Annotated in this window: 15 protein-coding genes; 11 read left to right on the top strand and 4 right to left on the bottom strand. The window is 43.9% G+C overall.

What is annotated here, in order from left to right; translation table 11 throughout:
• Positions 1-143: 143 nt before the first annotated feature.
• Positions 144-569, bottom strand: coding sequence for a DUF3010 family protein (locus K08M4_RS20925; RefSeq protein ID WP_009846243.1), 426 nt, complete (start codon positions 567-569; stop codon positions 144-146).
• Between the two features lie 258 nt (positions 570-827).
• Here K08M4_RS20925 and K08M4_RS20920 point away from each other — a divergent pair, with 258 nt between their 5' ends.
• Together K08M4_RS20920 and K08M4_RS20915 are read left to right on the top strand one after the other, a co-directional pair.
• On the top strand, positions 828-2,465 hold the full coding sequence (locus tag K08M4_RS20920) for a methyl-accepting chemotaxis protein (protein ID WP_086051328.1): 1,638 nt from the start codon (positions 828-830) through the stop codon (positions 2,463-2,465).
• A 320-nt stretch (positions 2,466-2,785) separates the two neighbouring features.
• On the top strand, positions 2,786-3,655 hold the full coding sequence (locus tag K08M4_RS20915) for a LysR family transcriptional regulator (RefSeq protein WP_086051327.1): 870 nt from the start codon (positions 2,786-2,788) through the stop codon (positions 3,653-3,655).
• Positions 3,656-3,761: 106 nt separating this feature from the next.
• Here the strand turns inward: K08M4_RS20915 and K08M4_RS20910 are convergent, their stop codons facing one another.
• Positions 3,762-5,423, bottom strand: a complete 1,662-nt coding sequence (locus tag K08M4_RS20910; protein WP_086051326.1) for a methyl-accepting chemotaxis protein — start codon at positions 5,421-5,423, stop codon at positions 3,762-3,764.
• A 274-nt stretch (positions 5,424-5,697) separates the two neighbouring features.
• Between K08M4_RS20910 and K08M4_RS20905 the strand changes: the two genes are divergently transcribed.
• Entirely contained in the window at positions 5,698-6,210 is a 513-nt protein-coding gene (locus K08M4_RS20905) for an RNA methyltransferase (protein WP_086051325.1), read from the top strand.
• A gap of 110 nt (positions 6,211-6,320) precedes the next feature.
• Here K08M4_RS20905 and K08M4_RS20900 read toward each other — a convergent pair whose 3' ends face one another.
• Positions 6,321-8,381: an alpha-amylase family glycosyl hydrolase gene (locus tag K08M4_RS20900; RefSeq protein ID WP_086051324.1), complete on the bottom strand. Its 2,061-nt coding sequence runs from the start codon at positions 8,379-8,381 to the stop codon at positions 6,321-6,323.
• A gap of 277 nt (positions 8,382-8,658) precedes the next feature.
• Here K08M4_RS20900 and K08M4_RS20895 point away from each other — a divergent pair, with 277 nt between their 5' ends.
• From K08M4_RS20895 to K08M4_RS20875, 5 genes are all read left to right on the top strand, one after another.
• On the top strand, positions 8,659-9,495 hold the full coding sequence (locus tag K08M4_RS20895; protein ID WP_086051323.1) for an SGNH/GDSL hydrolase family protein: 837 nt from the start codon (positions 8,659-8,661) through the stop codon (positions 9,493-9,495).
• A 127-nt stretch (positions 9,496-9,622) separates the two neighbouring features.
• On the top strand, positions 9,623-10,528 hold the full coding sequence (locus K08M4_RS20890) for a LysR family transcriptional regulator (protein WP_086051322.1): 906 nt from the start codon (positions 9,623-9,625) through the stop codon (positions 10,526-10,528).
• A gap of 91 nt (positions 10,529-10,619) precedes the next feature.
• Entirely contained in the window at positions 10,620-11,627 is a 1,008-nt protein-coding gene (dgcN, locus tag K08M4_RS20885) for an N-acetyltransferase DgcN (RefSeq protein WP_086051321.1), read from the top strand.
• A gap of 57 nt (positions 11,628-11,684) precedes the next feature.
• A complete protein-coding gene (gene dgcA, locus K08M4_RS20880) occupies positions 11,685-12,671 on the top strand; it encodes an N-acetyl-D-Glu racemase DgcA (RefSeq protein WP_086051320.1) in 987 nt (328 codons plus the stop codon).
• Positions 12,672-12,934: 263 nt separating this feature from the next.
• Positions 12,935-14,320, top strand: coding sequence for a hypothetical protein (locus tag K08M4_RS20875; protein ID WP_086051319.1), 1,386 nt, complete (start codon positions 12,935-12,937; stop codon positions 14,318-14,320).
• Between the two features lie 224 nt (positions 14,321-14,544).
• Here K08M4_RS20875 and K08M4_RS20870 read toward each other — a convergent pair whose 3' ends face one another.
• The gene (locus K08M4_RS20870) at positions 14,545-15,387 is read right to left on the bottom strand and encodes an AraC family transcriptional regulator (RefSeq protein WP_086051318.1); all 843 of its coding nucleotides are present in this window, start codon (positions 15,385-15,387) and stop codon (positions 14,545-14,547) included.
• A gap of 419 nt (positions 15,388-15,806) precedes the next feature.
• Between K08M4_RS20870 and K08M4_RS20865 the strand changes: the two genes are divergently transcribed.
• The 3 genes from K08M4_RS20865 to K08M4_RS20855 all read left to right on the top strand — a co-directional run bounded on the left by K08M4_RS20865 (position 15,807) and on the right by K08M4_RS20855 (position 20,625).
• The gene (locus tag K08M4_RS20865) at positions 15,807-17,780 is read left to right on the top strand and encodes an ATP-binding protein (RefSeq protein WP_086051317.1); all 1,974 of its coding nucleotides are present in this window, start codon (positions 15,807-15,809) and stop codon (positions 17,778-17,780) included.
• On the top strand, positions 17,777-19,129 hold the full coding sequence (locus tag K08M4_RS20860) for a sigma-54-dependent transcriptional regulator (RefSeq protein WP_086051316.1): 1,353 nt from the start codon (positions 17,777-17,779) through the stop codon (positions 19,127-19,129). Before K08M4_RS20865 ends, K08M4_RS20860 begins: the two co-directional genes overlap by 4 nt.
• Positions 19,130-19,404: 275 nt before the next feature.
• Complete coding sequence (locus K08M4_RS20855) at positions 19,405-20,625, top strand: glycerophosphodiester phosphodiesterase family protein (RefSeq protein WP_086051315.1); 1,221 nt, start codon at positions 19,405-19,407, stop codon at positions 20,623-20,625.
• Positions 20,626-20,834: the final 209 nt, after the last annotated feature.

Below are 20,834 nucleotides of genomic sequence, written 5' to 3'. Positions count from 1 at the left end.
TTCTCAAGCTTTTTTCCTACGCTATTTTTGATCACTTACTTACTGTGATTGGTATAACTCGACTTGAAATAGATTACATAGAAACAAAAAAGAGCCTGAATATTCAGGCTCTTTCTGTATCAATATTGGCTAACGACTATTGATTAGCGCTGCATTAAACAAGCGTAAGCCGTGGTAAACGGTGCTTCTTGGTACTGCTTAAGGCCCGTTTCTTTGAACTTCATCATAAGAGGGTTGCGCTTAAGGCTTTCTTTGATTTCATTCGGAGATACAACGGTTACGTCTAGGCCGTCGATCAACTGAATTGCTGCTTCTAGTTTGAAGCCGAAGCCACCGCCAGCAAATTTGCCTTTAGTTTGGCGTTGACGAATTACCACTTTTTCTACTTGGTAATCTTCCATTAACTTTGCAAAAGAAAATTGAAAATCTTTCATATTCTGAGTGTCGTTTGCGTCACTAATAGCAACCTTAGAAACTCGGCAATCAGGAATGTTAAATACACCGTCTGATAGAGATAGAAGACAGATGACTGCATCGTTACCTTTGATTTCAACACCACAAATTTTCATGTTCATACCTATTTACTTTTGAGCTGTACATTATGGTGTTATTTCGATGACATCTCCAGTATTAGAACTCGGATGCAGCAAATTAGTGCAATATCGTCAAATCCGACTTGATACCGAAGTTGATGGCTGGTTGGATTATGAACGATTGAAGAATAGATAACGTTTGCTATGAAATTAAGCTCACAAAACCTTAGCTGGTTTTGATATCTGTACTGTATATTACTAGGTTCCTAAATATCGTGTGGTTCTTAACCTTTTATGAGTATCAACAACCTTTCTATTAAGAGTAAAATTGCGATCCCTCTAATGGTTATCGTGATTGTTTTCTCAACTGTTACTGTACTTAACGTTATTAAATCTAACGCGCAAGCGGCGATTAATAACGAGCTCAATAATGTGGTTCAACCGGTTCTCGACAACCTAGAAGATGGGTACCGAGACATCTATCAAGTTATTGCATCGGCGCAAGGTTTGTTACTTGCTAAAGATGACGAGGCGATTGAATATCAAAAATTCGAGTTTGAAGACAACGCTTACAAAGCCGTTCCACGTTTTGAAAGTGTACAAACCTTATATACAGCAGGTGTGCTGGATTCTTCTTCTCGAGATGAGCTTTCGAAACTTGTTAACGCAATGAGCAAGTGGATAGCACTACACGAACCGATGTTTGCAGATCCTGCCAATGCTCTTCAGTACAACATCGATTACTCGCCGGCATTAGACGCTGAGTTTACGATCATTCGTACTCAACTTGGTGACATCAGAGCTCTGATTGCCCAGAAACAAAAAGAACTTCGCCAGCAAGCTGATGATTCAATTGAAGAAAGTAAATTGATCATCGAAGTGGGCATGGCGGTTGCTGTACTCGCTGCGTTGTTTGCGATGTGGTTATCTAACCGCTATATCGTTCAGCCGATTCAGAATGTAGAGAAAGCGATGAATGAAATCGCATCGGGTGATGGTAACTTAGCTCAGCGAATGAAAGTTGAAGGTTCTGACGAGATAGCTCGTTTAAGTTCTGCATTTAACAAGTTTGTTAGCAAGATACACACCACTGTTGAGCAAGTTATTCTGACATCGAATGCCGTACGTGCAGAGATGGAAAACATTAAATCAATAACGCAAAGTGTTGCTGAATTTTCTTCGAATCAACAGAGAGAAAGTGAAGTAGTCGCGGCTGCCGTTCATGAAATGCAAGCGACCAGTGAAACGGTAAGTGGTAACGCATTAGATGCGGCAACCGCAAGTAACGTTGCGAACAATGAAGTGGAATTAGCAGACAGCACTTTGGGCTTAACCGTAACTTCAATTGAACGCCTTGCGCAAGATATCGAGAATGCAGGTGGTGTGGTTCAGGAATTGGATACTGATGTGAAGAACATTGCTTCTATTCTTGGCGTGATCAAAGGCATTGCAGAGCAAACCAATCTATTGGCATTAAATGCGGCGATTGAAGCAGCGCGTGCTGGTGAGCAAGGCCGTGGTTTTGCGGTAGTTGCTGATGAAGTCCGTGCGCTTGCGAGTAAAACTCAAGACAGTACGGGTGAAATCCAGTCAATGATTGAACGCTTAGAAGTAGGCGCTAAACATGCTGTTGGCGTGATGACAGAAAGCAAAGCGAGTGGAGAGAAAACCATTGTTCAAGCAGGTACTGCTGCCTCTTCATTGAGCGAGATTCGCAATTCAATTGGCAAGATGAATGATATGAATACGCAAATCGCGACAGCGGCTTCGCAGCAGTCTCAGGTGTCTGAAGACGTGAACAAGAATGTTCAACGTATCGCCGAAAGTACGATGAAAATGGTTGAAATGGCAAACAATGCTGAGAATGCGTGCATCTCACTAGCAGAACAGTGTGAAGCGCTTGATAGCCTAGTTTCTCAGTTTGAAGTGTAATACTTGAGACTGAATAGGCAAAAGTGAGTGGCTAATCGTTTCTAGTTTTAACCCTCACGCATCTGTAATAGACAATAATAAGGCCCGTACTCAATGAGTGCGGGCTTTCTTTTTTGATACGAGTATTTTTTTATAACAGTATTTGTAATACGAGGTCGGTTCGAACTTTGTAGATTGGGTCAATTGGAGCCTTGTGGGGAATGCGATATTAGCTTCAATGAAGGCCTTTGTATGTGCATGGCGCATATTAAGCTAGGTGACACTAATCTGTATCTTCAATACACTGTATGGGTAACTATAGTTCAACATAGGGTAAAGGCATGGCTAATTGGGAAGGGGTAAGTGAGTTTGTTGCAGTGGCAGAGCGCGAAAGCTTTACTGGTGCAGCACAGAAACTCGCTACGTCAGTGGCTCAAATCAGTCGTAGAGTGGCAAATCTCGAAGAACGTCTAGCAGTGAAACTGCTCAATCGAACGACTCGTAAGGTTTCTTTAACAGAGGCAGGGCAACTCTATTACCAGCAATGTAAGTTGTTGGTCGAGGGTTTAGAAATTGCTGAGCTCGCCGTCACGCAGATGCAATCCACACCGAAAGGCTTACTGAAAGTAACGGCGCCGGTGACCTATGGTGAGCGTCAACTCGCCCCAATGCTTCATCAGTTCTTAAAGCTCCATCCACAAGTCGAACTTGAGCTGATGTTGACCAATCAAAAGCTCGACCTTATTGATTCGGGTGTCGATGTCGCAATTCGTCTTGGTCGCTTAGAAGATTCGAGTCTTGTGGCAAAGAAGCTGTCTCAACGCCAACTCTACGTGTGCGCCAGTCCTGAATATATTGAACGTTACGGTGAACCGCATACGCTCTCTGAGTTGAGTAATCATCAATGTTTAGTCGGCGGCTTTGAGCATTGGCGTTTTAAAGAAAATGGGCGACCTCGCTCAGTTCGGGTTAACGGACGCATTAAATGTAACAGTGGCTTAGCCTTACAAGACGCAGCGAAACAGAGTATTGGCTTAGTGCAGCTACCAGAATATTACGTGAGTGAAGATCTTGAGTCTGGTGAATTGGTTGAGGTGTTATCTGATTACCGAGACGATAAAGAGGGGATTTGGGCGCTTTACCCACAGAACCGTAATTTGTCTTCAAAGGTTCGCTTGTTAGTCGACTTCTTGTCTGAGCAATTAGACTAGTTCTATCTGGCAAGACACTATGGACAAGAAAATGGGCTTCAGAACAAAGATTCTGAAGCCCATTTTTATTGATGTTTTATAGCTTTTACTTGCTAAGCATTAAGCATTAAACCGTGAAGCGATCAACCAAGTGGTACAACTCGTTTGCTCGGCTGTTTAGGTTTTGGCTACCTGTACGGTTTTGGTTTGCTAACGATGCCGATTGAGAACTTTGGTCTGAAATCACAACAATGCGTTGAGATATCTCTTGGCCAACAATATTCTGTTGTTCAGTCGCCGTCGCAATGAGTGAGTTCATGTCCATGATGGTATCAATCGAATCTTGAATTTTAGCAAGTGCTGCAGCTGCTGCGTTCGCTTCTTCTACCGTTTGAGCACTTCTGCTTTGGCTCGAATCCATTGCTTTCACCGCGGCATCTGAAGCGGATTTTAGCTGTTGGATCATTTTGTGAATGTCGCCCGTGCTCTCTTGTGTGCGGCTTGCAAGCTTACGAACTTCATCAGCAACTACCGCAAAACCTCGGCCTTGATCACCAGCTCGCGCGGCTTCAATCGCGGCATTTAGTGCTAATAGGTTGGTCTGTTCCGCTATATCTTGAATGACAGTCAGTGAAGATGAAATGTTCTGTACATCTCCTTCAAGGCGAGATACCACAGTGTTTGCCTCTGATACTTCACTTGCAAGGTCTGCTACGGAACCTGCAGCAGCGTTGACAATTTGCTGAGCTTCTTTTGCATTGTTCTCTGCAAGTTTAGCTGAGTCAGCGGCTTGGCTTGCGTTGCTTGAGATCTCTTGCGCAGTTGTCGTCATCTCGGTCATCGCCGTTGCTACTTGTTCTGTCTCTTCACGTTGACCTGTCGCTATCTCGTCGACCTGAGCTGCGCGAGAAGACATGCTGCTCGTTTCTGATACAACTTGCTGACCCACATCGCTCACGCTACGAATGATGGTCTGTAGGCTAGCAACAAAGGCATTAAAGTTCTCACTGAGTTTGGCGAACTCAGGCGCTTTGAAGGTTTCCATTCGAGCCGTTAGGTCGGCCTCACCACTTGCAAAGGCACTGATTGAACGGTCAAATTGCTCGAGTGGTTGCATGATTGTACGGTTCACTGCAACAGCGAAAACCGCTACCACTAAGGCAATCAAGCCACAGAAAATAGCAATGGCAGTCAGTGAGCTTTGTAGCGCAGCATTCGAGCTCTCTTTCATGTCACTGATCACGGCGTCAATATCATCGGTATAAAAACCCGTGCCGAGCATTAAATCCCATTGTGGAATAAAGATTGAGTAGCTGAGTTTTGGTAACGCAATGGATTGACCTGGCTTAGGAAAGTAGTAAGTGGTGAATTCCCCAATTTTTGAGTTCTTAATCAGGTCTTGGATTAGGTAATTGCCTTGTTTGTCTTGAAGGTCGTAGTAATTTTTACCAATGCCATCGGTACCTTGTCCGATGACGATTCTTACACCCTTAGAGCTGTAGCCAAAAATATAACCAGACTCACCATATTCTAGAGTTTTTAATGTGGGTAATGCTTCTTCAAGCGTGGCACCTTTTTCTAAGAAAGGAGTTATCGAAGACTTAGCCATTTGCAGGTACGCTTTGAGTTCCTTTTGTTTCATCGCCATCATATTGCTACGCGTCGATTCTACTTGTTGTGCGGTTAGCTCAGTGCTCTTCATATACGTCACGCTCATCATCCCAATTGCCATTAGTAGCAAAGGGATAAAAGAGAGGATATAAAGGCGGTTTTTGATGGTGAGGGTCATTAGCACTTCCTATGTGATTGTCTCAGGCAATTTTCAACACATTATTAATGTGGTTTCGAAATGTAAACGGACTTGTTGTTGAATTGTTATCCTGAAACCTTTTTGTTTGATAAATATGATGACGGTTAAGTTTTTGAAGTGATAAACCTTGTGGGTAGGGACTTAATGCTAAAGAGAGCTGTTTGTTTCGATGCTTTTGAATTTGACGCTGCTTTGGTAGAATGCGACGCTTTGTAGCACCCTGCTATGTCTATTCGTTAAGTGAGAAAGATTCATGAACAAGAGCCATGTGACTATTGGTTTAACTAACCCAAAGAGCCCGACAAACGTTGGCGCGGTTATGCGTGCGGCGGGTTGCTACCAAGTCGACGAAGTTAAATACACAGGGCAACGCTATGACAAGGCTGCAAAATTTCACACCGATACCAAGAGTGCAACGCGTACTATCCCGCTTAATGGTGTCGAGTCGTTTTTAGATAACCTTAATTCAGAAACCAAGATCGTATGCGTGGAGTTGGCTGAAGGTGCAACACCATTGCCACGTTTTAAACACCCAGAGAACGCTATCTATATCTTTGGCCCCGAAGATGGTTCTATTTCTCAAGATGTCGCTGACCGAGCTGACCATGTTGTTTATGTACCAACCGTTGGTTGCATGAATCTAGCAGCAACAGTGAATGTGCTGCTTTATGATCGCCTTGCTAAGTCAGATGAAATGGACGAGAGCAACGAGCTGATCAAGAAAAGCCGCGATAACCGTAATCACCTGCAAGTGAAGCAGGGGTAGATATCGTTCTAATCGTGTCTGGTCTCTTAATATCCAATGCAGATTAAAGAAAACCCCTTATTCGTAGGAATAAGGGGTTTTACTTGGTTGATCTCGGATCTTAGGTTTGGCTATTCAGCACATTTGGAAGCCATAATTTGCAGTGGTTGCCCCGCATCATCGAATTGTAAGCTCCATACATACTGCCCAGCATTACGAATAGTGATAGCGGTATCTTGACCGTAACCACCTTTAATTAACGAGTTAAGCTGTCCTAACTTTAGGTTAAGCCCATCCGCTGTGAACTGAGGTGACCAAGCCTTGGATGCATATTGCATGCGATAACTGCCCGGTTTTTCAGTGGTGACGACTTGGTAAGTGTTGTCACCTTTATATTCAAACTCTCGTTGACCCACGTGTTTCCAACCTGAATCAGCAAAATTGCCAACCACATAAAGCGGGCTCGAAATAGGGCCTTCAGCTTTTATTGTTGGATTGTCACATTGAGCCATGAAGCCTTGTCCAACTTCATTTCCTGTCGCTAGTATCGCCGCAATTGGCCCTTTTTCACTTGGCTGTGTTATCGACAAGAAACGAGCTTCAAATGGGCTTAGAACGATAGAGTAGTGGCCATCAATAGCTGAGATCGATTGCTTGGATTCAATATCCGTCAGATCAGCTATGGAGCCGACTTTTTCTTTGGTTAGTTTTATGGTTTGTTCTTTGTTGGTAACGTTCACTGCGTAGACAACAGCATCGCCTTCATAGGCTTTGTGATCGACATACGCGACATCATTGGCCATCAGGTTTGTACGTTTACCTTGTGATAGAGCGGGGTGCGTTTCTCTCAGTTTCATCAAGTTTGTCACGTATTGCTTTAAGTCTTTTTCGTGCGTATTGAGTTGGGCTGTGACACCTTCTACTTTACCGCTAGTACGGGCTACGTGATCATCACACAGACCATTAATAGCACAGTCATCAGTCCAAACTTTGTCTGCAAAACCTTCTAGCTGGTCGCCTATTTCGTCCCCATAGTAGGTCGTAATTGGGCCGGTATAAGCTGCTTGGAATGAAAATGCCGCTTTATAGCGCTGCCAATACTCTTTGTCTTGTGGAGAAGCGATAGCACCGCGCTGTAATAAGTCACCAAAGCGCACAAGGTCATGGTTACCGATCATTAAATTTGGCTTTGCGTGGTCTGGGTATAACGAATGTAAAGACATGCCTTCTGCAAGCCACTCTCCACCTTTGTTCCCCACGCCAGCTTCGTTTACAGCAAAGGTTTCCGTCAGGCGGTAGCGCATCGGGAAATCAAACGCAGAACATAAGGCCGGTGCTTCATTTGAACCGTAGCCTGTTTCAATAATGCGGTTCTCACCTGCCCAAATTTCCGCAACCATATAACCCAGAGGGTTCACGGTTTTACCTTCGCTGTTTACGTATTCGACTTGAGAAGAAGCGGTGTCTACCGTTTCTCTGATTTGACTCCAAGCTTCTTTTGGCACTTGATAAGCTTGATCTAAGCGCCAACCATCAATTTTGAGCTCTTTGATCCAATACTCGGCTACTTCTTGATAGAAGGCTAGGCTCTCAGGGTATGAGACTGGATTATCCTCTCCTTGGGGCAGCTTACCTGTTGGTGACGGCACTACGTTTTTTTTGTGGTGGCCAAATACGCCATCAAAGAAGACATAAAGCCCTCGAGCATGCGCTTCTTCAACTAAGGTTTTAGCTTCTTCCATCGTGCCGAATCTCGGATCGATATTGAAATAATCGGTGGCAAAATAACCGGTAGCATCCAGTCTATCAGCCCAATGGTCTTGGTTTTCGATAGGCTCTGAATTAAAGATTGGGGTTAGCCAAATGCCGTTCATGCCAAGAGATTCAATGTAATCAAGTGAGTCGATAATACCTTGGATGTCTCCGTTATGGTGACTGGTTCCATAGCCTGTACCATGACCAATTGAGTCATCGCCACTGACAAAGCTTTCGACCATCACTTGATAAATCCTCAAGTCATTCACGTCGGCATTCGTATTCGTTTGGCATTGGTATGCTGTTGGTTCTTGAACTGATTCAGGTGCAGATTGGCAACCTGCAAGTAGGATGGCGGTAACGGCCAACGCGGTATTGGATAGAGAAAGTTTCACGTAAAGGTCCTTATTATTATGATTTAACCTATTATTCACCATCCTGATATTCTATAAATCCTCCGTTAAATAGTGGTAATAGGAGTAGACGGTAGGCTGAGAGACTGAGGTCACAATATGTGGCTAATTTCTTATACATATTATGATGAAGTGCTGATTTTTGAGTCGGAACGAGATTTGTACAGGAAGATATTTTTATGCGGTATGTACCAGCCTTGTTGAGAATAAGTCATTCTCTGTTTCTAATGTTATCTATCCCGTAAGCAATCGGATATTATCTTTGGTTCATCATTAGATAATTGAAGGGTTAGATAACACCATGGAAGACAAGCAATTACTTGCCGCGTTGCAGCAACACCCTGTCCTCGATCTATATCAGTTATTTCAAGAAGTTGGTCAAAACCGCTCTCTGTATGCATTACTAGAGAGGTTATCTTCCCTTAAAGAACACCACCAACTGAGCACTCGTCTTAGCCCTTTTAAGCCTCACATCGAAGGGTTGCTGGCTCAATTTGATAGCACTACACCGGACAGTGATATTCTCAAAGCGGTTGCTCTTCAGTCTGAAATTCAGCAACGAGGCCACAGTATGAGTCGTTACATCATGACATCGGACAATCACCGCCATTTTTCCCCAAATGCAGACCTAGTGATGTTTGGTGATTCGATCACCGAATGGGCACCTTGGGCGGATATCTTTCGCGATGTTTCGATGGTCAACCGTGGCTTAGCGGGTGACACCACAACTGGCATGTTGCGCCGTATTGATACCACGTTGAATGTGAAGCCAAAGCTGGTGTGCTTTATGGCTGGGATAAACGATTTGGCTCAGGGTTATGATGTCGAACATATCTACCGGAACTACATTGATATGCTTGAAGTGTGGCAAGAAAACGATATTCGAATCTTGGTGCAATCAACGCTTTATGTTGGCTCTAAACTGCAAGGTTTGAATTCGTCGGTTGAACTGCTCAATAGCAAGATAAGCGAGTACTGTTCTCAGCAAGGCATTGCGTTCTTAGATGTGAATTCTGTATTGTCACCGAATAAGCTTTTGTCGAATGAGTACTCGTGTGATGACTTACACTTGAATGCGAAGGCTTACCAAGCTTGGGCTGAGGTGCTTCAACCTACGATAGCTGAGTTACTAAAATAAACTCACGCAAATAGCCAAGTAGATAAATAAATAGACAGCTAATTAAACAGCTAGACCGATAAACAGCTTAGCTAATACAAGAAAAGCCAATCCCTAGATTTGTTTCGCGAACCATAAGGACATCAATGTGAACTTAAGACAGTTGGAAGTCTTTTACGCCATTATGCAAACCGGAACCGTATCTGGGGCTGCGCGTAATCTGCATGTGTCACAACCTAATGTGACCCGTATTCTGGCACACACAGAGCAACAACTTGGGTTTGGATTGTTCGAGCGTGTCAAAGGTCGGTTGGTGCCAACGGTCGAAGCGAGAACCTTGCTACCAGAAGCGGAAAAAGTCTATCAACAGCTGGGTCAATTTCGATCTCTGACCAACAAAGTGAAGCAAGGACATCAACATTTACGTATTGGTGCGCCTCCGATACTGGCGACCAAATTGCTGACCCCGGTAATAGCCCAAATGTCTCGTGAACAATATTCCAGTAAACAAGAGCTCTCTTTTGAGTTACTGACCGCCAACCGTGATGAACTGTGTGCTGGCTTATTGAAGCATGAGCTCGATATTGCCATCGCGTTTGGGGACGAAACACCGCCTGCCATATTAAGTGAAACGCTATTAACCGAATCGCTCAAGGTTTTGGTGCCAGCCAATACGGTTGATCATTTACCCGCGGAAATAACCCTTGATGATTTGATCAACTATCCGTTGCCAATCATCGGGCTCGATCCCCGCGATCCATTAGGTTTACTGCTAAATCAAAGCCTTGTGGCGTTAGATGAGCATTATCACCATCCGATATCTGTGCGTGGATATAGCGCGGCGGCGGAACTGGTGAAGCACCAAGCAGGCTTTGCGATTGTTGACCCGTGGACAGCAGATCAGTATCAACATGACGACTCGGTTTGTGTGCTTTCACTGCAGCCGGATATCCAATTTTCGGTATCGACGCTTTGTGCAGAGCACACCCCTCAGTCTATTTCTGTTAAGCAATTTATCGCTTCATTGAAGAGCCATACTCACCCTATAACTTAAGGTTATAGGCTCGCCATAAATAGGTATTCGGCAGCTTCTAAGTTCTTAATTAAAGTAAATCCATACAAGGACTTACTAATTAGGAATGCTCATGTCTATCGCTCAACCTTACCTTCTTTTTCTCGGGGATGTTACCGACCCGCTTGCCGCAAAAACAGCTCGTGGTATTCACCAATGGCGACCAGAAATCTGCCTAGGCCAACTGCGCTTAACAGGCGATACGGTTTCTCTTGGCTTAACGGACATGACCTTGCAAGAGGCGCAAGCGCTAGGGGCGAAAACCCTAGTGATTGGCACAGCAAACCCAGGTGGCGTTATCCCTGATTCTTGGCAGTCAACCATAATGGCGGCTGCAGAAATGGGATTTGAGATTGCATCAGGCATGCACCAACGACTGAGTGAATTTTCACCGCTTGCTGACATGCAGCAACACGGATTGACTAAGCTTCATGATGTACGACACTTTGATGGTGATCTAAAGGTTGGTAACGGCAAACCACGACAAGGTAAACGCCTTCTCACAGTCGGAACCGATTGCTCAGTAGGCAAAATGTTCTCGGCATTGGCGATTGAAAAGTCGCTTAAACAAGCGGGAACATCTGCTCAATTCAAAGCGACAGGACAGACGGGCATCTTGATTGAAGGTTGCGGTATTTCGATTGATGCTGTGGTCGCGGATTTCATTTCCGGCGCGGTTGAAGCGATTAGCCCCGATTTTACTGACCACGAATGGGACATCATTGAAGGCCAAGGTTCGTTATTTAACCCTTCGTTTGCAGGCGTGAGTTTGGGATTATTGCATGGCGCACAAGCTGATGCTTTGGTGCTATGTCACGAAGTAGGGCGACCACATATTCGTAACCTTCCTCATGCGCAATTACCAACGATTGAACAGACGATCGAAGCTAACTTGCAAGCCGCGCGATTGACGAATCCAGACGTGAAATTGGTTGGCATCTGCTTGAACACGTCGGCAATTAGCATTGAAGACGCTGAGACATTATGCCAAGAATGGACCACACTCTATCAAGTGCCCGTGACGGACCCGGTTCGTTTTGGTGTACAACACATTACTGATCATTTGCGACATTCACTTTAACGACTTCATCATTTCTACGTTTCCATTTGTTAAAGCGAACATCAACCGAGTGAAATTATGAAGATTACAGCAGAACCCATTACTATCGCGATGCAAACGCCTTTTCGCATCTCTCGTGGCAGCCGAACTGAGTGTCACGTTGTTCGTGTTTACATTGAACATGGTGGCAAACAAGCTCAGGGCGAATGTACGCCTTACCCACGATACGGCGAGTCATCGGAGTCTGTGTTAGCGCAAATCCAACAAGCGTCTAGCGCACTTGAAGCTATGTTTGCACGAGGCGTTACCGATCCGGCAGAGCTAAGAGATCATCTTCAGTCTTTATTGACCGGAGGGGCAGCGCGAAATGCGGTCGATTGTGCGCTTTGGGATTTCGAAGCTAAGCAGAAAGAACAGGTGTTTCCAAATAGCTTGTTTGAGTTACCTGCTCAAATTGTGACTGCAATGACAGTCTCCATCGGCACACCAGAAGCGATGGCGACCCAAGCTCGGGATTATGTGGCGAATGGGGCGAAACTTCTAAAAGTGAAGCTTGATGGCGAGCAGGTAGTAGAGCGTGTTCGTGCAGTGCGAGAAGCGGCGCCTGATGTTCAGATTGTACTGGATGCCAATGAAGCGTGGACAGGGTTGAATCTCGAAGAGTTGTTCAATCAACTTACTGAGTTTGATATCGCAATGATCGAGCAACCTTTGCCGCAACAACATGATGCCTCACTGGCACATATCAATCACCCGATCCCACTGTGTGCGGATGAAAGCTGTCATACCACTTCGCAACTTTCATCTTTGTTAGGCAAGTATGAAATGGTCAACATCAAGCTCGATAAAACGGGCGGTTTGACCGAAGCATTGGTACTTGCTGAAGAAGCTCAAAGGCTAGGGTTTACTTTGATGTCGGGTTGTATGTTAGGCACCTCATTGGCGATGCGAGCGGCGCTGCCTATTGCAGTTCAATCTGAAATAGTCGACCTTGATGGCCCTGTATTACTTGGGCAAGATGTTTCGCCAGCACTGACTTATCGAGATGGAATGATCATTTTTTAAGGTGGCTTAGCGTTCAGTATTGATGATGCAGATTATAGGTAGGCAACGCGAACTTTTGGACATTAGTTTGTTAAAGATTTCACACTGTTCTCATTTTCAAGATTAGAAAAAGTAGGGAAAGTTCTTTGTGAGCAAGTGCATTTCTGCCACTTAATGACCCCGTTTAGAGAAAACCATCCATTCTTGATGGATATCTTACAAATCCATCCCCTGCAACAGTATGATGTTTCTATAAATTGTTTAAAACAGAAATCGGTGAATCAATGTTTTTTGATAAAAACGCCTTTAAGGTAATTAGAAATACAGAGTTAAAAATCCACTGTTTGTCTGTACGGATCTGGCAAGATATGCCCAATGGGATTGAATTAACAGGGCATGGGACAATTAAGCAAAATAAGTTCGGTACTCTTTATATTGAATTCGTTTGCACTAATACTGTATACAACCCACCTAGTGGAGCTCGTAGAAGTCTTAATGCACGTATCCCCGCCAATTCACTAAACCCTTCAGAGAAGATTTACGCAGAATTTGAAGCTTTAAATGGCGAAAGGTTCACATCAGAAGGCTTCACTTTAACGATCAACTTATTCGAAAGAAACCGTAATAAAGTGATCTATATTCACCTACCGTATGTCCAATCAGTGAAAGAGCGAGAAGGTAGTAATCATCATAGTAATTATTTGTACTATGAGTTTTGTGAGAAGGTTGATGTTCCAGCTAATGTTTTGAATGAAACAAAATCAACTAAGGGATCTGAGAGTAGCAGCTGGGATGAAACTAAGATTGAACATGATAGTTTCGAGTTGGTAGTACAAGATGAAACAGATCACACAATTGTCAAGGTCAGTGGTGATTTTGATACTGAAAAAATGGTCGCGTGTGCTAATTTTTACATAGGTTTTTCGTGTGGGGTGATGCCTCAAGCATATGTAGTCGTGGAAAGTATGGGTAGTAAATCAGTTACTAGAATCAAAAGCTTCAACAATCAAAACTCCCGTAAAAGATCATCTAATCCTATACCAAGCGACGTAGGTATCGATGGGAAAGCAAGTGGGGCTCATAGCTATGATCTTTTTAAGCAGATTTTTAGCCTTCAACAAAATGAACCTAATAGATTTGCAAGTATATGGGGGCAATGGGAACGCGTCTGGTACGGATTTACATCGGTCGATGAAATTTCAGAGTTGGTGTTGTCTGTAGCTGTTGAAGGGCTTCTGAATGACGTTTATATACCGGTTTTCAAACAAACGAGGACTGATGCTGAACTTGAGGCCGAGATTAATGCTATAAAAAAAATGTTTGATGAGTTGGATATTTCCAAAGCTCATAGAGACCGACTAAAGGGAAGTGTGTCATATTGGAAAAATATTACAGCGGCAAAGGCTCTTGACTTGTTAGTAAGCGAAGGTGTTATTGACACTAATGATAAAAAGGTTTGGAATAAATTAAGGAACGATTCTGCTCACCCGAAAATCAAAGAACTGAATAGTGCCGAAGAGCAGGAAAAGCTAGATAATGTACTTGACTGCCTAAATTTATTCCATCGGCTGGTTCTAAATATTATTGGCTACACTGGACCAGTAAACATTTTTAGTGCTGGACAAGATAGACCATTGTCGATGATTCAGAACAAAGACGTTTTGAGTTAAATAGATCTGAGTATGAGGTATGATTTTTCGAGCTCTATTTCGAAAATCATACCTTTTTGTTCTCCACACGAACGGGGACAGGATTTGCCTTTTGCCTAGCTTGTTTATAAGCATAAGCTGATCTATGGCAAATCCAGAGGTGCGGAACGTAAATGAGCTTTTACTTTAACTCGAAAAGGGGCAAAAATGAGCCAGCCGGGACTGACTCAAGGGAGCTCTCTTAGTTACTTGATCGGAATATAGATTTCGGTTTTCAAATTCTCAGGTTTAGTTCGTCTTGGGTCTCGATTCAGGTACACCTCAAAGCATGGTTGGTCTCGCAGTTCAAACCCACTGTCTGGTAGCCATTTTAAGAGTAAATAACTGTATGCTTCAGAGAGTTTCTCGTAAGTACCTTTGTGCAAGGCCTTGGCATATTTGCCACCCAAAATTGTCTTGCGATCGATACCTTCAGGTAATTCCATTTCAGTAACGATCGTTGCACATGCGTCGTAGCGTATATTATCTACATGGGTAATATTTGGGTCGTCATGGCTTATTCCTATCATTATTGTCTCGGGTTGAATTAAGCGATTAGAATAAACAAATGGCATCAGTTGCCCCCATGCGGTTGCAGCTGCATCACTGTATTTGCCACTACCTCTGGAATACAGGACTTCCGTAGACTTGCGATCGACAACGTTTATATTCATCTTTATGTCCTCAAAACTAGTGAGTTGTTGCCTTTTTAAGGCAGGAACTGTTTTTTGATGACGAATATACGATGGTGTACAAGAGAACTGCTTTCGTATCGCCTTATTAAAAGAAGCTTGGTTTTCATAGCCACAAGAAAAAGCAATCTCAGTCATGCTCTCAACCCCATAAATAATACTTCGAGCAGCCCTCTCTAAAAGCAGGCGCTTACGCATCGCATATACCCCCTCGCCATAATAGGCGCGGAACAGGTGATGAAAATGGTATTTAGAGAAGTAAAATTTTGATAATAGCTCTTCTATTACCATAGGCTGATCAAGGTGAGATTCTAAATACCTCACTACCTTCTCCAACCTGACATGATTGTTCTGCATTATTTATACATCCATCCTATTTCGACATAGGTAGTGTCCTACACTGCGAGATTCAATGATTTTCCATTATTGCTAATTTGTCTGAAAGTTTAGATTCTAAACCGTTTTGCGAATGATAAGCCCAATACGATCAATCTCTATGATAAATGATCAGACGTTATTGGAAGTGCTCAAACTAAAATGTCCTTCGACAGGGATTGATAAAGTAATCACGTTTCTGTCGGTGCGGTCACTTTCTATTATCGCAAAACAGACAGCTCAAGCTTTATAAAATAATTGTTATGATGTCTTATGTAAAATGTTAATGATTACTCTCCATTTAATAGTTTTACTAAAGCTATTAGATGTAAGATTAAATAGGTAAACCACCTAACTGATTGAATCATTGACGGATCCTGTTGATTTTATGATGAGAGAAGGTGGAGCGAGTGAGTAGTCATGTCTCCGAGGTGATAGAAAATAAAGACAGTTTTGAACGCCCGTTTTCGATCAAAATCCCGCGTCGTAAGTGGTTTGGTTGGAAGGGCATCGAGCTGCGTTTGGTGTTGGCATTGGCTATGTTATCGATGACAACCATCTTCCTTTCGGTTGTTTCTAGCTTCACCTTTGACGATTTAAACCAACGCCTTGTTGAATTAAAAGAGAGTGAAATCCCCGCCTTAGATAACGCTGCACGCCTCAATGACATGGTGCGTGTGATTATCACGACCTCATCTCAGCTCAGTGACGCTGAATCTAATTTAGAGCGTAAGCAGGCGATGCTTAAAATTGAAGAGGCCATTTCAGTGATGAATAGCGTTATGGTTCAGTTTCCTGATTATCACGCCTATTTTAAAGATCTTATCGCCCAAGTTAATAATAGTCTGAGCCTGTTGTATCAAAGTGAGATTGAGTCAGAACAACTCAATCAAGAACTTCGTAATTTGCTTGAAGGCTTTTATCCTCTGTTGCAAGAGGCCAGTGATTCACTCGATAGTTTGCCTGAGTCAGCCAAAGATCAAATCCAATATACTCAGTTGAAATCTCTGCTTTATTACCAATTAGGCTTGGTAGAGAAGCTGTATAACGACTCAAGCTTTAATGAGTTGGATTACACTAGCTACCGTCTGGAGCAAGTCGGGGAAGAGTGGTGGAAGCTCTGGGTCAGTGGTGATTTAAGACATGATTTTCCTGAATTAGATCATCAACTCACAGTGATCTATAACCTCGCCTCAAGTGATAGCAGCTTGTATGGGATGAAAAACAAAGCGCTCGATCATCTCTATCAAGAGCAATATTTCCTGCAAAACAGCCGTGAACATTTGAATCAGTTAACCGTGCAGATCGAAAGCAACACCAGCAAGGTGAATAGCAATATTGACCAATCGATTCAGCAGGCGCAGCTGTCTTTACAATCGAACCAACAACTCTCTCTTTTTCTTTCTCTGTTTAGCGTGTTGGCTGCCGCTGCCATTTCATGGTTCTACGTGCGTAAGAGTATTTTAGAAAGGCTTTTACAGCTCAAAGACAACATGTTCGCGATTTCTACTGGCCATTTAGATACCGAGGTTTCTATTCGGGGCAAAGACGAAGTAACACAAATGGCTAAGTACTTAAAGGTATTCCAGACCACGGCCAAAGTTGTTAAGCAAACCAATCGTAAATTAGAGGCAGAGGTTGAAGAACGCACCTTAGCCGAAGCCAAACTACGAGTGACTCAAGACGAGTTAATCCAAGCCGGAAAATTGGCCGCGCTAGGGCAATTGAGTGTCGGGATCACGCATGAAATCAATCAACCTCTGACGGCAGTAAACAGTCACGTTAGAAGTGCTCAGCTTTGGCTCGGTAAAAATAGACCAGACAGAGCACAAGAGAACCTGAAAAAAATCGAGGTCTTGTTAGATAAAGTGGCTGCGATTACTCGTCACCTAAAGGCCTTCTCACGTAAGAGTGATGGCAAGATTGATAACGTTGAATTGGATAAGGTGATCGGTGATGCGATTGACCTGTTTGAAACCAGACAGAGCACGGTCTCGATTCAGTATTCACCACAAAGCGACCAGGTGGTTCGAGCTAACAACATTCGCTTAGAACAGGTACTGGTGAATTTGATCAGCAATGCTCTGGATGCCATCGAACACAGAGAACAACCAGAGCTCAGCATCTCTACTCAAGAGCATTCGAAGACCATTCAGATTTTGGTGATGGACAACGGGTTAGGGATACCTGAAGAGGACATTCCGCATCTGTTTGACCCATTTTATACCCGCAAGACAATAGGTAAGGGGCTTGGGCTCGGTTTGTCTATCGCATACAACATCATAAAAGACTTTGGCGGCTCGATTCACGTGGAATCAGTTGAACACCAAGGCACTACTTTTATCGTCACTCTACCAAAAGGCATAGCCTCATGACTGCAGAAAAACACATAGTTCTTATCGATGATGAAATCGATGTCGTTGAAGCCGTGAGTGAAATGTTGGAGCTAGAAGGTTTTAGCGTCACGACCTTTACCGACCCTAACCTTGGCCTTAAATCGCTCAAAGCAAACAGCCAGTCGGTTGTATTGTGTGATGTACGAATGCCACAGGTGGATGGGCTTACGTTACTGAGTTCAATTCAACATAGAGCCGCTAACGTTCCTGTATTGTTGATGAGTGGCCATGGCGATATTCCCATGGCGATAGAGGCAATGAAGCTAGGGGCGTTCGACTTTTTAGAAAAGCCACTGAATGCGAGTGAGTTGGTAGAGAAGCTCGATTTAGCGTTGGCACAGTCTCAGCACAATTGCCCAGCAGCTACAGACGGTGATGAGGAAGCTGAGTTACCGATTGAAACGGTGGTTATTGGCCAATCAAAAGCGATGGATACGATACGCAAGCAAGTGCTCGCACTGTCTCATACTGGTGTTGATACCATCATCAACGGCGAAACAGGAACGGGCAAAGAGGTGATTGCTCGCGCCTTGCATCAATTTAGCCGTCGTAAGGCGAAGCCCTTTGTCGCGATCAACTGTGGCGGCATGACTGAAAGCATTATCGAAAGTGAGTTGTTTGGTCATGAAGCGGGTTCGTTTACCAGTGCCAACAAGAAGCGCATTGGCAAAATAGAACAAGCCAATGGCGGAACTCTGTTCCTTGATGAAATCGAAAGCATGCCAATTGCGGTGCAAATTAAACTGTTGCGCGTCATTCAAGAAAGAATGATTGAGCGCGTTGGTGGTAACGAGTTAATCCCGGTCGATATTGTGGTGGTAGCCGCCAGCAAAGCTGATCTCGCGAGCCTGAGTGAAACGGGGCAGTTCAGAGCCGATCTCTTCTATCGTCTTAATATTGCTAGCTTAAACCTTCCCGCATTGCGTCAACGCAAAGAAGATATTCAGGTGCTGTTCCGCCATTTTGTGATTCAAGCGAGCCACAAATACAAGACACGCCCATCAACGATTTACCCTGAACAGATTCAGCAACTATGTCGGCATGAATGGCCGGGTAACGTGCGTGAATTACGCAATGTCGCCGACCGATTTGTACTTGGTATTGTTGGTGATGGCTTCGATCTTCAATCACCAATTTGTGAAACGTCCGGAGAAGATTTTGCCTTTGAAAAACAGATGGAGCAGTACGAACGAAATGTTCTGACTGAGGCGCTTATTGAAAGCGCTGGCAACATTAACGAGGTATCAAGCAAGCTGAATTTACCGCGTAAAACCCTTTATCGAAAAATGAAGAAACACCAATTGGATAAAGAGAGCTTCAAGGCCTAGCTGGTTCATCCATTCGCTTAATAAAAGCACAAGACAACAATGACCCAATTAACTTTTAGTCGAATGGTTAACCGTTTCAAGTGATTGTAATAAAAGGGCTTTAACATTTGGCACAATGCGTGCAATCACTACGTTGTGGCATACGTTCACATGAGGTTATTCGGTGCTGAGTCAAAATATATATGACAGCTATCTATATATGACAGCTATCCAACACCGAATGATCGAATAAAGGAAGTTAGAAAAATAATTGCTTGTTGCAAGGAGATACAAACATGAAGCAAATACTGAAAGGTTCGATTGCTCTGATACTAGTCGTGAGCTCGATGACGGCATGGGCCGCAGCAGAATCAGCCGACTTAGGTCCTCGTCCCCTCTTTTTAGTGAACAATATGGATGAGAGCCCTTTGAAAACCAAACTGTTGAGTTGCAGTGAAGGACCTTTTCATCGTAGTGATTTTTCTATTGGACATCGCGGAGCTGCGATGCAGTTTCCTGAGCACACTAAGGAATCTTATTTAGCGGCGATTCAAATGGGCGCGGGCGTCGTGGAGTGCGATGTGACTTTCACTAAAGATAAGGCGTTGGTATGTCGTCACTCGCAAAGTGATCTGCACACCACAACCGATGTTTTGGCGCATCCCGATCTCGCGAAGAAGTGTTCAACACCGTTCACGCCGGCTAACCCAGCGACAGGCGAAGATGCTCAGGTTGAGTGTCGTACCTCTGATTTCACGCTAGCGGAGTTTAAGACGCTGAAAGGGAAGATGGATGGTGCGAATCCAAAAGCAACCACGGTTGAAGAGTACATGAATGGCACACCTGGTTGGAGAACCGATCTTTACAGCCAAAGTGGCACACTGATGACACACGCCGAAAGTGCGGCGTTGTTTAAAGAGCACGGCGTGAAGGTGACTCCTGAGCTAAAATCGGCGGCGGTAGAAATGCCTTTCAATGGCTTTAGCCAAGAGATGTATGCGCAGAAATTGGTGGATGAATTGAAAGAGGCGGGCTTTGAGCCTTCGGAGACTTACTTGCAGTCATTCAACTTGGATGATGTGAAGTACTGGGTTAATGAGACGCCTAAGTTCGGTAAGCAAGCCGTTTATCTTGACGACCGTGTCTATGAGCAAGCGGACTTTGTCGCGTCTGTTGAAAACATGAAAGAGCTTCACGATGCGGGTGTGAATATCATCGCGCCACCTCTGTTTGCTTTGGTTGAACTTGATAAGAACAACGAATTAGTGGCGTCTAACTACGCGAAACTGGCAAAGGATGCTGACCTTGAGATTATTGCATGGACACTTGAGCGTTCGGGCCCGCTAGCGCAAGGCGGCGGTTGGTATTACCAAAGCGTGAAAGATGGCATCAACAATGATGGCGACATGATGAAAATGCTTGATGTACTGGCGCAAGATGTCGGTGTTATGGGCGTATTCAGCGACTGGCCTGCAACAGTAACTTACTACGCTAACTGTATGGACAGCGACGCTTAGGCTATTCAGATAGCGCTGTTACGTCGCTAATTATAGCGTTTGTATAAAGAGCACTTAGCCAAAGAATAATAAGAGAAAAAGCAGTGAACCAAAGAGCCTTCGGGCTCTTTTTTTACCACTAAAATTGACGGGACAGAAATGACCCAAATAGAGACTTCTTGCTTGGACAGTAATGACACAAAAGTAATTTACCGATTTAAGTATTTCTT

This window comes from Vibrio syngnathi, assembly GCF_002119525.1.
Lineage (GTDB): Bacteria > Pseudomonadota > Gammaproteobacteria > Enterobacterales > Vibrionaceae > Vibrio > Vibrio syngnathi.
The sequence above is the reverse complement of the archived record's forward strand: the minus strand, read 5'-3'. Positions and strand labels throughout refer to the sequence as shown.